Source organism: Jejuia spongiicola (genome assembly GCF_023502325.1).
Taxonomy (GTDB): domain Bacteria; phylum Bacteroidota; class Bacteroidia; order Flavobacteriales; family Flavobacteriaceae; genus Wocania_A; species Wocania_A spongiicola.
Map to the genome: position 1 here is coordinate 737,731 of NZ_JAMFLZ010000002.1, position 15,219 is coordinate 752,949.

Below are 15,219 nucleotides of genomic sequence, written 5' to 3' on the forward strand. Positions count from 1 at the left end.
AAATGAAAATATTAGATTGGTACATACTGAAGCGTTATTTGATTACATTTTTTATGTTGTTATTATTGTTTATTCCAATTATGATAACAGTGCATTTAGCTGAAAAAATTGGAAAGATTCTAGAAAACGAAGTGCCTTTTAATGCAGTAATGGTGTACTTATTAGATTTTACAATCTATTTTACTTATTTATTATTTCCGCTATTTTTATTTATATCAGTAATTTGGTTTACTTCTAAACTGGCTAACAACACTGAGATTGTTGCGTTTTTAAGCTCTGGTGTATCTTTTACAAGGTTTTTAAAACCATATTTAATTGGAGCAACTGCGATTGCGATTTTTTCATTGGTTCTAGGTTTGTATTTGACACCAAAAGCCAGTCAAGGTTTTAACGATTTTAAATATAAATATTTAAATAGAGGTAGACCGGTAGCAGAAAATACAAATGTTTTTAGACAGATAAATGATAACGACTTTATTTATGTAAGTAGCTTCAATCTTAAAAACAAAACAGGTAGTAATTTTACTTTAGAGCATATTGAAGAAAATAAACTAACGCACAAAATAAATGCAACTAGTATTAAGTATGTAGAAAAAGACTCAACTTACCAATTAAGAAATTATGTAAAACGCACTATTGGTGAATTTGATGATATTATTGAAAGAGCTCCAATAAAAGATACATTATTTGCTTTTGATATTGAAGATTTAACACCTGTTATTTACATAGCAGAAACTCTGCCTTACAAAGAGTTAAGAGATTTTATTGATAAAGAAGAAAAGCGAGGTTCATCAAATATAGGGCGTTATCAGCTAGTACTTTATAGAAAATGGAGCTTACCAGTTTCAGTATTTATTTTAACTATTATTGCTGTTGCAGTATCGTCAATGAAAAGGCGTGGCGGTATGGGAGTTAATTTAGCCGTAGGTATATGTATAGCAATGGTTTTTGTGTTTTTTGATAAAATTTTTGGGGTTATGGCAGAACAGTCAGACTTTTCACCCTTAGTTGCTGTATGGTTTCCTAATATCATTTTTGGTATTTTAGCAGCATATCTTTTACGTAATGCCAAACGCTAAACTCCAAAATTATTTTCATCTTCATTTTTTAGTTTTTATTGCAGGTTTTACCGGTGTATTAGGCGAATTAATTACTATAAGTGCAATTCCTCTAGTTTGGTTTAGAATGGTAATGGCTTCCATTTTAATGTTAGTTTATATTAAAATAGCAAAGGTTAAATTAAGAGTTTCTATAAAATCAATTGTCAAATTTTCGTTTGCAGGAATCATAATTGCCTTGCATTGGATTACGTTTTTTGGAGCTATTGACGAGTCAAACATTTCAATTACACTAGCTATGTTTTCAACAGGTGCTTTTTTTGCATCTTTCATAGAGCCTATTATATATAAAAGAGCAGTTGTTTGGTACGAAATTCTATTCGGAATTATAGTAATAATAGGCGTTTTTGTAATCACTCAAAGTGAAATTAAATATTTAAATGGTATAATTTTAGGGATAACATCTGCGTTTCTTTCATCATTATTTGCAGTACTAAATGGCGATTTTTTAAAACAACATACAGCTACAGTTATTTCATTCTATGAATTTATTAGTGGAGTAATATTTATATCTATTTATATACAACTATTTGGTAGTGGATTTTCTGTTGATTTTTTTAATCTTATACCTTCAGATTTTGGTTACCTTTTTATTTTGGCTTCAATTTGTACTGCTTATGCTTTTATCGCATCAGTTTATGTCATGAAACTTATTAGCCCATATACAGTAATTTTAACCTATAACTTGGAACCTATTTACGGTATTTTATTGGCGATATTAGTTTTTCCTGAGAAAGAGAAAATGACACCAGAATTTTATTATGGTGCAATTATTATTATAGCAACAGTAATGTTGAATGCAATTTTAAAAAATATTAGAACATTAAAAAGCAAACAGACAGATTGATTTATTAAGAATTAATTTTATTTCGTTTTGTTTCTAATTTTAAAACAAAATAAAATATGTAATTTTGTACGCTAACTAAAATGAAACTAAAATTCTTATGGAGTACTTAGAATTTGAACTACCAATAAAAGATCTAGAAGATCAGTTACAAAAATGTAAAGTAATTGGAGAAGAAAGTGAAGTTGATGTAACCGAAACTTGTGCGCAAATAGAAAAGAAACTAAAAGCTACCCAAAAAGACATTTATAAAAATATTACGCCTTGGCAACGCGTGCAGTTATCACGTCACCCTAATAGGCCATACACCTTAGATTATATAAATGCTATTTGTGGAAATACATTTTTAGAGCTTCATGGAGATAGAAGCTTTAAAGATGATAAAGCCATGATAGGAGGTTTAGGTAAAATAGGAAACCAAAGCTTTATGTTCATTGGCCAGCAGAAAGGATTCAATACAAAAACACGCCAATACCGTAATTTTGGAATGGCAAACCCAGAAGGATATCGTAAAGCATTACGCTTAATGAAATCTGCTGAAAAATTTGGAATCCCAGTGGTAACGCTTTTAGATACTCCTGGAGCTTATCCAGGGTTAGAAGCTGAAGAACGCGGGCAAGGGGAAGCTATTGCTAGAAATATTTTAGAAATGACTCGTTTAAAAGTTCCAATTATAACTATTGTTGTTGGAGAAGGAGCTTCTGGTGGAGCATTAGGTATAGGAGTTGGAGATAAGGTGCTTATGTTAGAAAACACATGGTATTCAGTAATATCTCCAGAATCATGCTCTTCTATTCTTTGGCGCAGTTGGGAACATAAAGAAACTGCTGCTGAGGCATTAAAGCTTACTGCATCAGATATGAAAAAATTAAAGATTGTCGACGAAATTATTAAAGAACCACTAGGTGGGGCTCATAGAGATAGAGAGAAAACTTTTACTTCGGTTAGTACCGCTATTTTAAAAACTTTTGAAGCACTTAAAAACTTATCACCAAAAGATTTGGTATCTCAGCGTATGGATAAATATGCTCAGATGGGAGTTTATAAAGGATAACCCTTTAAAAATCATTGCATAGTAAAATCTGGAGTTCACTACTTCAGATTTTTTTTATGGTTATTGACAATATTTGTAAGTTATTAACAGTTAAATTGTTAACGACAGGTTAACAATACAGATTCAATTTATTTAATAAAACACAAGCAATTTAATTACTTTCGTAGTTATGAAACAACCTAACCAAATTCAAGGATATAAAGTAGATAAAAGTACTATAATTAGTCTTGAAAAAGGAAAAATACCACCTCAAGCACTTGATTTAGAGGAGGTTGTATTGGGGGCAATGATGATTGATAAAAAAGGAGTTGATGAGGTTATCGATATTTTAAGCTCTGAAGCATTTTATAAAGAAGCACATCAGCATATTTTTGAAGCTATTTTTCAGTTATTCGAAAACAGTGAACCAGTTGACTTATTAACCGTTTCAACGCAATTAAAGAAAAACTCAAAGCTTGAGTTATCTGGAGGTGATTTTTATTTGATTTCGTTAACTCAAAAAGTGTCATCTTCTGCACATATTGAGTTTCATGCCCGTATTATTTTACAAAAATTTATTCAGCGTAGTTTAATAAAAATTTCTAGCGAAATTATTGAAGAATCTTACGATGAAACCAAAGATGTTTTTGATTTATTAGATAAAGCCGAAGCTAAATTGTACGAAGTTACCCAAGGTAATATTAAAAAGTCAAGTGAAACGGCACAAGATTTAGTTATTCAAGCTAAAAAGAAAATAGAAGAAATTTCTAATAAGGAAGGACTTAGTGGAATACCGACTGGTTTTAATAAGCTTGATAAGTTAACATCGGGTTGGCAACCATCCGATTTAATTATTGTTGCAGCACGTCCAGGTATGGGTAAAACGGCTTTAACATTATCTATGGCAAGAAATATTGCCGTAGATCAAAATATTCCAGTAGCTTTTTTCTCTTTAGAGATGGCATCGGTGCAGTTAATTACTCGTTTAATTTCTAGTGAAACAGGCTTGTCTTCTGAAAAGTTACGTACAGGAAAACTTGAAAAGCATGAATGGGAACAGCTTAATGTGAAAGTTAAGGGGTTAGAAAAAGCGCCATTGTTTATTGATGATACACCATCACTATCTATTTTCGATTTACGAGCCAAAGCAAGGCGATTATCATCACAACATGGTATAAAACTTATCATGATTGATTATTTGCAGCTGATGACAGGAGGAAGTAGCCATGGAGGTAATAGAGAACAAGAAATATCAATGATTTCTCGAAACCTAAAAGCCTTAGCTAAAGAGTTGAATGTTCCTGTAATAGCTTTATCGCAACTATCGCGTGCCGTTGAGACCCGTGGAGGTAGTAAACGTCCGTTATTATCAGATTTGCGTGAATCTGGTGCGATTGAGCAAGATGCAGATATTGTAAGTTTCATTTATCGTCCAGAATATTATAAAATTGATGAATGGGATGATGATGAGCGTTCACCAACAGAAGGGCAGGCAGAGTTTATTATTGCAAAACATCGTAATGGTGGTTTAGAAAATATTCGTTTAAAGTTTGTTGGGCATTTAGGTAAGTTCGATAATTTAGATGATTTTGATTCGCCTTTCGAATTTCATTCTAAAATGAATGCCGCTGCAAACGACGACACATTTAAAGCTGATAATTATAAAGCTAGTCCTGACCAGGCTTTTGGAAGTTCTTTTAATGATGATGAAGAAAACGATGTTCCGTTTTAAGAACTAATCTTCTGTTAAATCGTTTTTTAAGGAAAAATTTTTAAGTATCTTTCGGTGTAAATAATAGAGTTTATTTAGCCTCATATTGAAAAAGATATTTATCACATTACTATTCATATTTTTAGGATTAAAAACCTATGCGTCCTACATCCTTATCCCTATGGATGCAGAGAGTCAAAAAAATCATTTAAAAGCTTATGGTATAACTTACTGGACTCTTGACAAACAGTTAAAAGTTAAATGGCTACTTAACTATCGTGGCGGTTCATTTTTATTGCCTGATACAGAAGAGATTCAACGAGAATGTCAAATACGAGGTGTTTCTTTTGAAGTTATTTCCAATTCTAAAGCAGAAAGTATATTAGAAGACATAAGTAGTCCAAGTCAAAATATGGAAGCTGTAGTTTTGGAAAAAGCTCCAAAAATTGCAGTTTATACACCTTACGGAAAACAACCTTGGGACGATGCGGTTACTATGGTGCTTAGTTATGCTGAGATTCCTTATGAGACAGTTTATGATGAAGAAGTTTTAAACGATGGTTTGTTACTTTTTGATTGGTTGCATTTACATCACGAAGATTTCACAGGACAGTTTGGTAAATTTTATGGAGCTTATAGAGCAGCAAACTGGTATATTAAAGAAAAAAAAGATGCAGAAGCTTTAGCCAATAAACTGGGTTATGCCAAAGTTTCTGAAGAAAAACTAGATGTAGCTCTAAAAATTAGGAACTATGTAGTTGGAGGAGGTTTTATGTTTGCCATGTGTAGTGCAACTGATAGTTTTGATATAGCATTATCTGCAGAAGGGATAGATATTTGTGAGCCTATGTTTGATGGAGATGGGAGTATACCAGGATATCAAAACAAAATAGATTATAATAAAACTTTTGCTTTTACAAATTATACTTTGGAAAGAAGCCCAACTATTTATGAGTTTTCTTCTATCGATATGACTAGAAAACGAATGATACCTAAAACGGTAGATTATTTCTCGCTTATGGAGTTTTCTGCTAAATGGGACCCAATTCCAACTATGTTATGCCAAAATCATACAGCTTTAGTAAAAGGCTTTATGGGGCAAACAACTTCATTTACAAGAGACGAAATAAAGTCTAATGTGTTGGTAATGGGGGAAAATAAATCAAATGGAGAAGCTAAATATATTCATGGAATTAAAGGAAAAGGATTTTTTACTTTTTATGGTGGGCATGATCCTGAAGATTACCAGCATAGAGTTGGAGATGCAAAAACCGAATTAGATTTGCATCCAACATCACCTGGTTATCGGCTTATTTTAAATAATGTGTTGTTTCCAGCAGCCAGAAAGAAAAAACAGAAAACGTAATTACTTTGTACAGCACCTTTTTAGAAGTAAAATTTAATTTTTGTAAATTACTACTTGAATCTAAATTTAATTTATGGCTTCTAAAAAGAAAATACTTAAGAAAATTCAAATAGTAATAACCAATCATTTTGATACTCCAGAAGATGCTTTTAATTTTTTTGATAAAAGCGGAAATGGAAAGCTTTCAAAAAAAGAAATTGTTAAGCTATTAAAAGAAGCTGAAATAAGTGGTTTTATTAGAAGCATAGTGTCCTCTAAACTTATTGAAGGATATGATAAAGATGATGACGGTTATATAAACTGGAAAGAATTTAAAGCTGCAGTTGATGAGATAAACAAAGGTTAATCTACTGCAACTGCTTCAACTTGATATGTATAAATAAAACCATCTGTTCCACTACCTGTAGACTTTAAATTTTGATTTATGGTTAATATATTTTGAGAAATTTCAAAACTCCCATATTCATTACCTTCTATTGAAAGATACGTATTGCCATCTATATCTGCAACAGTGTACCCATAAGATCCAGAATCTAAACCATCTTCAATAGTATCATCAGTATTTTTATTATCTACAACTAGTGTTTTGGTAGCATCATCAAAAGACCATACAATAGTATTAAGACTAAATTGTTCATCTATACCAGCTACTCCTCCAGTTACAGCAACTAAATGCCACAAATATCTTACTTTTTGAGGTGTAGTTGGGTTTGAATCATTTACTGAACAATTTGATAAAACAAAGAAGCAACTTAAAGCTATTATTACAACCTTTTTCATTATTTATTATATTTTGGTTATACATTATAGATGAACAAATTTAAAAAAGGTTGCGTTTATAAATGATAAATTACTTTGATTATTTTTGGACAAAAATATAAAATGACATTTTTTCAAAGGGAAATACCATTAGAACCATTTTCTAGAGGCTTTCATTTAATTACTAATGAAATTTTAAATGCAGTTCCAGAAATTAGCCAAATTAAAATTGGCCAAACACAAATTTTTATTAAGCACACGTCTGCTAGTTTAACCATAAATGAAGATGCTGATTATACGGTGAGGACTGACTTTGAAAGTCATTTTAATAAAATGGTTCCTGAAAATGCACCATACTATAAACATACTTATGAAGGGTCAGACGATATGCCAGCACATATTAAAGCATCGATTTTGGGGGCATCTGTTCAAATACCAATAACTAATGGAAAGCTTAATTTGGGAACCTGGCAAGGGGTTTATTTATGTGAACATAGAAACAGTGGTGGTTCAAGAAAAATTGTTATTACTATATTCGGTAATTAAAATATATGATTAAATGCGTTTAAAAAAATTTATAATTTCTCTTCTCCAATCTATAATATTTTGGACGTTAGCTTTTTTTCTTTTTATTTTTTTGAAATACAACGGTTTAGAGAAGGAGCTAGAGGTTTATACTGATGAGACATTGTACCTTCCAGTTTCAGAGTTTTATCAATTTGCACTTATATTAGGATTTACAATAGGTATATTTTATGCGATAATTGAATTTTTATTTGACAAATTCTTTAGAGAAAAACTTGTGTTGGGTGTAAATATAATTATTAAATCTTTAATTTATTTTATTCTCATTATCATTGTTCTTAGTGTGTTTTCTGTTTTTATAGAAGAACAAATAGATATTGATTTACCTAACGATCGTGGTTGGTGGCATAATGATCCATTTTTTTGGAATACTATATTATATTTTATAGTATCATCTATTATTTTTTCTCTAATAAAAATCTCAAATGATAAATTTGGGCCTGGAGTTTTTTTAAATATGTTATTAGGAAAATATAAAAAGCCTAAAGAAGAAGAACGTATTTTAATGTTTGTAGATCTTAAGGATTCTACCAAGATTGCGGAACATTTAGGGCATGAAGCTTATAGTAGGTTTATTCAAGATTGTTTTAGCGATTTAAATAGTGTTTTAAGAGCTTATGAAGCTGATATCTATCAATACGTAGGCGATGAAGCGGTAATTAGCTGGAATACTAAAAAAGGGTTCCGGAAAAATAATTGTGTTAATTTATTTTTTGCATTTCTTGATAAACTAAATAGTAGACAAAAATATTATCTCCAGAGATATAACTATGAGCCAAAATTTAAAGCAGGGTTACATTGTGGTAAATTAATGATAGCTGAGGTGGGCACAATTAAAAAAGAGCTAGCATATCATGGAGATGTTATTAATACAGCATCTAGAATTCAAGGATTATGTAATAAGTTTAACTCAGAATTATTAGTATCTCAGCCTTTATTGGATAGGTCTTTAATAGCATTAAAATATAAAGCCTTACTAATAGGAGATACAGAGTTAAAAGGAAGAGAAGAAAAACTTAAAATCTATTCTGTTACCAGAGAAATAACTTAAACTAAAAAATCCGACTTAATTGAGTCGGATTTTTTAGTTTCAATGAGATCCTACATGACAACCACAAGCGCTGCGAGTGAAACTTTGTGTTTCTTCATGCCAAGGAAATGCTTGGTTATATTTGGAGTTTTCCCAATAAAATTTTGTGCGCTCTTTTGGTTCGTTTCCAATTTCGTTCATCGTTTCTGTGTCATACATGCGTCCATTAACCATAGTATAAATAATGCTTTCAGAATTTCTAATATCGTCTAACGGGTTTTTATCCATCACAATTAAATCTGCTAGCTTACCTTTTTTAAGAGAGCCAATATCATTAGCAGCTCCAATGTAATTGGCACCATTAATTGTAGCCGCCTTCAAAGCTTCGTGGTTTGACATTCCGCCTTGCTGAAGTAACCATAGCTCCCAATGAGCTCCAAGCCCTTGTAACTGTCCATGAGCACCAAGATTTACTTTAACCCCAGCATCGCTAAGAGCTTTACAAGTTTTAGATACTAATATATGGCCATTTTCATATTCTTCATTTGGAATCATAATACGATGCCTTGACCGTGAATCAATAATACCTCTTGGGGTGTATTTTAAAAGCTTTTCATTTTCCCAAACATTCGTATTTTGATACCAAAACATTTCTCCATTCATGCCACCATAATTTACAATAAGGGTAGGAGTATAACCAACATTACTATTTCCCCAAAGTTCAAGCACATCTTTATAGATAGGAGCAACTGGGATGTTATGTTCAACACCAGTATGCCCATCCATAACCATTGTAATATTGTGATAGAAGGTAGATCCGCCTTCAGGTACAACAAAAATCCCTTCTTCTCTTGCGGCCTGTAATACTTGTTGACGTTGTTCACGTCGTGGTTGATTATAGCTCTTAACGGACAATGCTCCAAAAGCTTTTGTTCTTCTAATTGACGAACGAGCATCTTCAAGATTATTAATTACAGCTTTAAAATCCCCATCAGCTCCATATAGAATAAATCCAGTAGAGTAGAGGCGAGGTCCAACAAGAGTTCCGTTTTTTTGTAATTCTGAAAGTGCGAAAACTGTTTCAGAATGAGCAGATGGATCGTGAGCTGTTGTTACACCATAGGCTAAATTTGCATAAAATTGCCAATGCTTTTGTGTGGTTAATCCATAACGGAAACCGCCAATATGAGCGTGTGCATCTACAATTCCTGGCATGATTGTTTTGCCAGTAACATCATAAACTTTAACACCTGAAGGAATGGAAACATCGGAAATATTTCCTATGGCTTCTATTTGATTGTTGTTAATAATTATTGTTCCTTTTTCTATAACTTCATCACCTTCCATAGTAATAATTCGAGCGCCTTTTAATGCAATTTTACCTTGAGGTTTATCTGTTTTCACCTCTAAATTTATTTTAATTCCTTTTTCAATAAGTTTTATATCTTCTGAAATAGAGGTAGAATAATATTGGTTTCCAAGTGTCCAATGTAACTGATTACTGTCCTTTGACCAATGTAAATTGATACCAGCATCTTTTGACAATTTTGTAACAGGAACAAACTTACTTTTATCTGTTAAATCTAAAGTTTTACCAGCTTTAGGCATTGGAGATATGTATACTTTATGTAAATGAACAAAAGCGATCCAACTACCGTTAGGACTAGGTGCTAAAATATTTCCGTGCTTAGATTTTACGTGAATACGTTCGTCAAAGCCATTTAGGTCTACACTTTTCAATTCTTTAGTTAAAGCTCCAAAAAACTGTCCCCCTTTTTGATAAATAACTCTTGTGTTATCTTTATTAAAGACTGGATAATCTCCTTCTTTAGATATACGTTTTGGATTTGACCCATCTGAATTCATAAGATATAATCCAGCTTTCTTTGTAAAAGTTCTTCCTTGTTCATTATTACCTCCTTCTTTTCGATAAACAATATGACTTCCATTATGTGAATAAGAAGGATTTCTGTATATCCCTTTTTCCGAAGATAATTTTGTTGGAGTTCCACCATTTGTTGGAATTGAGTATAAGGCACCTAAGTTCTCATCGTTCCATGTAACATAAGTTATTGTATTTCCATCTGGAGAGAAGGTAGGTTCAAATTCAAAATCGATTCCTGAGGTCAAACGCTTTGCTTTTCCGTTAGGTAATTTTTGTATATATAAATAACCCAATGCGTTAAAAGCAATTGATTTACCATCAGGAGAAGTAGTTGCATGACGAATTACTTTGGCATCAAATGTATCTGGAGAAACAGAGGTATCAAATTCAATGGCTTTCGCAATTTTAATTGTGGCATTAACTTGAAATGGAATATCTGTAACTTTAAGAGAATTGATATTAATCTTATTGATTTTTCCACCAGACCAAATAATTATATCTTCATCATTAGGCATCCAGTTGAAATTGGTATAAACACCAAAAATGGCCCAAGCTTCTTGTTGATCTTTATTAAGTTGGTCATAGATTGGCCACTCTTCACCTGTTTCTAAATCATGTATATATAATACAGATTTAGTGCGCACACGTTTTACAAAAGCTAGTTTTTTTCCATCTCTAGAAATTTGAGGGCGCGCTGCACCTCCTGGACCACCAGTAATTCTAATCGTTTTCCCAGTTGTCATATCATAACGGTTGATAGCGTAAATTTGGCTATTAGGGTTTTTATTGTATTGAAAAAAACCACCAGGGTATACATCTTCGCTATAGTATAAATACCTCCCATCTGGAGATAGAGTTGGTTCATTAACATCTTGCTGATCATTTTTCTTTTTTGTAAGCTGAATTCCGCTACCTCCAGTTTTATGATACATCCACATTTCACCAGCACCCAGAGAACGACTAGAGGTAAAGTGTTTTCTAGCTATTAAATAATTCCCATCTGGTGTCCAAATAGCATTATTTAATAACCTAAATTTTTCCTTTGTGATTTGTTTAGCGTCAGAACCGTCACTATTCATAACCCATATATTATCACCACCACCAGCATCACTAGTAAATGATATATGTTTTCCATCTGGACTAAAACGCGGTTGAATTTCAAAAGGAAGCCCTTCTCTTAAAATCTTAGCTTTTCCTCCATCAATATTTAGCTTATAAATATCTCCTAGTAAATCAAAAACGATGGTCTTACCATCTGGACTTACATCAAGATTCATCCATGTACCTTCATTAGTGGATAATTTTAGTTCTTTAAAACTCCAATTTCCCTCTGGGTTAGAAACATCCCATGGTTTTTCTTTTTTTTCTTCTTGAGAAAATGAATTAAGAGTGATGAATGAAATAAGGATTGCGATAAATTGTATACGCTTCATGTTATAGTTTTTAATGAACCCTAAAGTTAGCTATAAAAAAGAAAATATAAACAATAAAGTACAGTGAAAACCATAGGTTTGAAAAAAGATAAAATAAAAAAATCCGACTCTTTCGAATCGGATTTTTATTAAGCGAATAATATGTTTTACAATAGGCGAAACGCCTTATTTTACTTTCTCTACTACGGCTTTAAAAGCCTCAGGGTTATTCATAGCTAAATCTGCTAAAACCTTACGGTTTAATTCAATATCATTAGCTTTTAATTTCCCCATAAATTGAGAATAAGATAAACCATGTTCTCTGGCTCCAGCGTTAATACGCGTAATCCATAAAGCACGGAATGTTCTTTTTTTGTTTCTACGGTCTCTGTACGAGTATTGCATCGCTTTATCAACCGCATTTTTTGCTACTGTCCAAACGTTTTTACGACGTCCAAAGTAACCTTTTGCTTGTTTTATTACCTTTTTTCTTCTGGCTCTTTTGGCTACAGAATTTACTGATCTTGGCATAATTTTAATAGTTTTTTGTAGTAGGCGGACGAAAAATCGACTCTTTTAATGCCTAACTCCAGGGTTTGTAATTTGTTTTAACCGATTAAAACTTTTGTTACTTTAAACGTAACATGGTTTTAATATTGTCCTCATCTGATTTATGTACTAAACCATCATGAGTTAATTTAAGCTTACGCTTTTTAGACTTCTTTGTTAAGATATGACTCTTAAAAGCGTGCTTTCTTTTAATTTTACCAGTACCTGTAAGCTTAAAACGCTTTTTAGCACTAGATTTTGTTTTCATTTTAGGCATTTTTTTTCCTAGTTTTTAATTATTTCGCTTAATTATCTTTAATCCTGAAAAATCAGGGATTTTTATTTTTTTGGAGCAATAAACATGGTCATACGCTTACCTTCTAAACGAGGCATTTGCTCAACTTTACCATATTCTTCAAGGTCTTGTGCTAATCTTAGTAACAAAATCTGACCTTTCTCTTTAAATATTATTGATCGCCCTTTAAAAAATACAAAAGCTTTTAATTTTGCGCCTTCTTTTAAGAACTTTTCAGCATGTTTCTTTTTAAAATCGTAATCATGATCATCAGTATTCGGACCAAAACGAATTTCTTTTATGATAACTTTAGTAGCTTTAGATTTTAAAGCTTTATCACGTTTCTTTTGCTCGTAAAGAAACTTTTTATAATCCATAACCTTACAAACAGGAGGATCAGCATTTGGCGAAATTTCTACAAGATCTAACTCTTGCTCGTTTGCTATTCTCATAGCATCACCTTTAGTATAAATACCAATTTCTACATTATCTCCAACAAGACGCACTTTTTGTGCCGTAATCTTAGAGTTAATCTTATGTTTGTCCTCTTGTGAAACCCTTCGGGGTTGCTGTCTTCTTCTAATTGCTATGGCGTTATATTTTTAAATTAAACTTATTGCTTTTAAAACGTTTTTAACGTTTTACTTATTTCTTCTTTTACAATTTCAGAGAAATCTTCAATAGAAATCATTCCTAAATCTTCTCCACCATGCTTGCGCACAGTTATTTTTCTTTCTTGCTCTTCTTGCTCCCCAATAATAATCATATATGGGTGTTTTTGCATTTCTGCTTCACGAATTTTTTTCCCTATAGTTTCATTTCTATGGTCTACAAGGGCGCGAATTTCGTCATTTTCTAGCAAATTTAAAACTTTTTCAGAGTATTTTTCATATTTCTCGCTAATTGACAATATAATTGCTTGAGTAGGCATTAACCAAAGCGGAAAATTACCACCAGTATGTTCTAACAATAAAGCTACAAAACGTTCCATACTTCCAAAAGGAGCACGGTGTATCATGATTGGTCTATGCAGCTCGTTGTCACTACCTTTATACGTTAATTCAAAACGCTCAGGTAAGTTATAGTCAACTTGTATTGTACCTAATTGCCAACGTCTCCCCAAAGCATCTTTAACCATAAAATCTAACTTAGGGCCATAAAAAGCAGCTTCGCCAGTTTCAATCACATAATCCAAACCTTTATCATTTGCTGCATTAATTATTGCTTGCTCAGCCTTTTCCCAATTCTCAACATCGCCAATATATTTGTCTGGATTTTCTGGATCCCTTACAGAAACTTGTGCTGTAAAATTTTCAAACCCAAGAGAACCAAAAACATAAAGCACTAAATCAATAACATTTTTAAATTCTTCATCCAATTGATCAGGTGTACAAAACAAGTGAGCGTCATCTTGTGTAAAACCTCTAACCCGAGTTAATCCATGTAATTCACCACTTTGTTCGTATCTATAAACTGTACCAAATTCTGCAAATCGTTTAGGCAAATCTTTATAACTCCATTGTGAGCTTTTGTAAATTTCGCAGTGATGTGGGCAGTTCATAGGTTTTAATAAAAACTCTTCATCTTCTTTTGGAGTATGAATCGGTTGAAAACTGTCTTCACCATATTTTGCATAATGCCCAGAAGTTACATATAATTCTTTCTGACCAATATGTGGCGTCACTACCATTTCGTATCCAGCTTTTTTTTGCGCAGCTTTTAAAAAGTTTTCCAAACGCTCACGAAGTGCAGCGCCTTTAGGAAGCCATAAAGGTAAACCTTGTCCAACTTTTTGTGAAAATGTAAAAAGTTCAAGCTCTTTTCCTAATTTTCTATGATCTCGTTTTTTAGCTTCTTCAAGCATTTCCAAGTATTCAGTAAGTTCCTTTTGTTTCGGAAATGAAATACCATAAACACGAGTTAATTGCTGTTTGTTTTCATCACCACGCCAATATGCACCAGCAACACTTAAAACTTTAACTGCTTTTATAATACCAGTGTTTGGTATATGCCCACCACGGCACAAATCAGTAAACGTAGAGTGGTCACAAAAAGTAATTGTACCATCTTCAAGGTTTTCAATTAATTCAGTTTTAAACTCATTACCCTTATATAAAGCTAAAGCTTCAGCTTTTGTGGCAGAACGCATTTTAAAATCATGCTTACCACGAGCAATTTCTAACATTTTAGTTTCTATAGCTTTAAAATCCTTTTCCGAAACTGTATGTTCACCAAAATCTACGTCATAATAAAATCCGTTTTCAATGGCAGGGCCAATTGTAAGCTTAGCGCCATCATATAACTCTTCAATAGCTTGGGCTAAAACGTGAGCAGAACTATGCCAAAAAGCAGTTTTACCAGCGGCATCTCTCCAAGTATATAAAACTAAAGAGCCATCTGTGGTTAAAGGTGTTGTGGTTTCTATAGTAGTATTATTAAAATTAGCCGAAATTACATTTCGCGCAAACCCCTCACTTATGCTTTTAGCAACATCCATTGGTGTAACGTTTTCTTCAAACGTTTTCACACTGCCATCAGGTAATGTTATATGTATCATTAAAATAAATTAAATTCAGTTTGCAAAGATACTAGTATAAATAAATACATACAATATATATATAGGTATAATTTT

At 32.3% G+C, this 15,219-nt stretch carries 14 protein-coding genes; 8 read left to right on the plus strand and 6 right to left on the minus strand.

The genetic code is table 11. From position 1 onward, the window contains the following. The first annotated feature begins 2 nt into the window (after nt 1–2). The 6 genes from M3P09_RS07215 (at nt 3) to M3P09_RS07240 (ending at nt 6,418) form a co-directional block, all read left to right on the plus strand. A complete protein-coding gene (locus tag M3P09_RS07215; protein WP_249972584.1) occupies nt 3–1,079 on the plus strand; it encodes an LptF/LptG family permease in 1,077 nt (358 codons plus the stop codon). Next, complete coding sequence (locus tag M3P09_RS07220; protein ID WP_249972585.1) at nt 1,066–1,965, plus strand: DMT family transporter; 900 nt, start codon at nt 1,066–1,068, stop codon at nt 1,963–1,965. Before M3P09_RS07215 ends, M3P09_RS07220 begins: the two co-directional genes overlap by 14 nt. A 97-nt stretch (nt 1,966–2,062) precedes the next feature. Further along, on the plus strand, nt 2,063–3,016 hold the full coding sequence (locus M3P09_RS07225) for an acetyl-CoA carboxylase carboxyltransferase subunit alpha (protein WP_099563594.1): 954 nt from the start codon (nt 2,063–2,065) through the stop codon (nt 3,014–3,016). A gap of 169 nt (nt 3,017–3,185) precedes the next feature. Beyond that, entirely contained in the window at nt 3,186–4,727 is a 1,542-nt protein-coding gene (dnaB, locus tag M3P09_RS07230) for a replicative DNA helicase (RefSeq protein WP_099563593.1), read from the plus strand. Between the two features lie 160 nt (nt 4,728–4,887). Next, complete coding sequence (locus M3P09_RS07235; protein WP_249972599.1) at nt 4,888–6,072, plus strand: asparagine synthetase B; 1,185 nt, start codon at nt 4,888–4,890, stop codon at nt 6,070–6,072. 73 nt (nt 6,073–6,145) lie between these two features. After that, on the plus strand, nt 6,146–6,418 hold the full coding sequence (locus M3P09_RS07240) for an EF-hand domain-containing protein (protein WP_249972586.1): 273 nt from the start codon (nt 6,146–6,148) through the stop codon (nt 6,416–6,418). Here the strand turns inward: M3P09_RS07240 and M3P09_RS07245 are convergent. Beyond that, nucleotides 6,415–6,852, minus strand: a complete 438-nt coding sequence (locus M3P09_RS07245) for a hypothetical protein (protein WP_099563590.1) — start codon at nt 6,850–6,852, stop codon at nt 6,415–6,417. The genes M3P09_RS07240 and M3P09_RS07245 overlap by 4 nt on opposite strands. Before the next feature lie 102 nt (nt 6,853–6,954). Between M3P09_RS07245 and M3P09_RS07250 the strand changes: the two genes are divergently transcribed. Both M3P09_RS07250 and M3P09_RS07255 read left to right on the plus strand, forming a co-directional pair. Further along, nucleotides 6,955–7,377, plus strand: coding sequence for a secondary thiamine-phosphate synthase enzyme YjbQ (locus M3P09_RS07250; RefSeq protein WP_249972587.1), 423 nt, complete (start codon nt 6,955–6,957; stop codon nt 7,375–7,377). Between the two features lie 13 nt (nt 7,378–7,390). Continuing rightward, nucleotides 7,391–8,467 carry an adenylate/guanylate cyclase domain-containing protein gene (locus tag M3P09_RS07255; protein WP_249972588.1) on the plus strand — a complete coding sequence of 359 codons (1,077 nt, stop codon included), beginning with the start codon at nt 7,391–7,393 and terminating at the stop codon, nt 8,465–8,467. A gap of 39 nt (nt 8,468–8,506) precedes the next feature. Here M3P09_RS07255 and M3P09_RS07260 read toward each other — a convergent pair whose 3' ends face one another. The 5 genes from M3P09_RS07260 to thrS form a co-directional block, all read right to left on the minus strand. Next, entirely contained in the window at nt 8,507–11,764 is a 3,258-nt protein-coding gene (locus M3P09_RS07260) for an amidohydrolase family protein (protein WP_249972589.1), read from the minus strand. Nucleotides 11,765–11,929: 165 nt separating this feature from the next. After that, on the minus strand, nt 11,930–12,274 hold the full coding sequence (gene rplT / locus M3P09_RS07265; RefSeq protein WP_099563586.1) for a 50S ribosomal protein L20: 345 nt from the start codon (nt 12,272–12,274) through the stop codon (nt 11,930–11,932). A 97-nt stretch (nt 12,275–12,371) separates the two neighbouring features. Next, complete coding sequence (gene rpmI, locus M3P09_RS07270; protein ID WP_045468309.1) at nt 12,372–12,569, minus strand: 50S ribosomal protein L35; 198 nt, start codon at nt 12,567–12,569, stop codon at nt 12,372–12,374. 62 nt (nt 12,570–12,631) lie between these two features. After that, nucleotides 12,632–13,177: a translation initiation factor IF-3 gene (gene infC / locus M3P09_RS07275; protein WP_199099642.1), complete on the minus strand. Its 546-nt coding sequence runs from the start codon at nt 13,175–13,177 to the stop codon at nt 12,632–12,634. A 32-nt stretch (nt 13,178–13,209) separates the two neighbouring features. Then, complete coding sequence (thrS, locus tag M3P09_RS07280) at nt 13,210–15,144, minus strand: threonine--tRNA ligase (RefSeq protein ID WP_249972590.1); 1,935 nt, start codon at nt 15,142–15,144, stop codon at nt 13,210–13,212. Between the last annotated feature and the right edge of the window lie 75 nt (nt 15,145–15,219).

Coding starts and splice junctions, on each gene's coding strand:
- M3P09_RS07215 (WP_249972584.1), top strand. CDS start 3: ATGAAAATATTAGATTGGTACATACTGAAGCGTTATTTGATTACATTT.
- M3P09_RS07220 (WP_249972585.1), top strand. CDS start 1,066: ATGCCAAACGCTAAACTCCAAAATTATTTTCATCTTCATTTTTTAGTT.
- M3P09_RS07225 (WP_099563594.1), top strand. CDS start 2,063: ATGGAGTACTTAGAATTTGAACTACCAATAAAAGATCTAGAAGATCAG.
- dnaB (WP_099563593.1), top strand. CDS start 3,186: ATGAAACAACCTAACCAAATTCAAGGATATAAAGTAGATAAAAGTACT.
- M3P09_RS07235 (WP_249972599.1), top strand. CDS start 4,888: ATGGATGCAGAGAGTCAAAAAAATCATTTAAAAGCTTATGGTATAACT.
- M3P09_RS07240 (WP_249972586.1), top strand. CDS start 6,146: ATGGCTTCTAAAAAGAAAATACTTAAGAAAATTCAAATAGTAATAACC.
- M3P09_RS07245 (WP_099563590.1), bottom strand. CDS start 6,852: ATGAAAAAGGTTGTAATAATAGCTTTAAGTTGCTTCTTTGTTTTATCA.
- M3P09_RS07250 (WP_249972587.1), top strand. CDS start 6,955: ATGACATTTTTTCAAAGGGAAATACCATTAGAACCATTTTCTAGAGGC.
- M3P09_RS07255 (WP_249972588.1), top strand. CDS start 7,391: ATGCGTTTAAAAAAATTTATAATTTCTCTTCTCCAATCTATAATATTT.
- M3P09_RS07260 (WP_249972589.1), bottom strand. CDS start 11,764: ATGAAGCGTATACAATTTATCGCAATCCTTATTTCATTCATCACTCTT.
- rplT (WP_099563586.1), bottom strand. CDS start 12,274: ATGCCAAGATCAGTAAATTCTGTAGCCAAAAGAGCCAGAAGAAAAAAG.
- rpmI (WP_045468309.1), bottom strand. CDS start 12,569: ATGCCTAAAATGAAAACAAAATCTAGTGCTAAAAAGCGTTTTAAGCTT.
- thrS (WP_249972590.1), bottom strand. CDS start 15,144: ATGATACATATAACATTACCTGATGGCAGTGTGAAAACGTTTGAAGAA.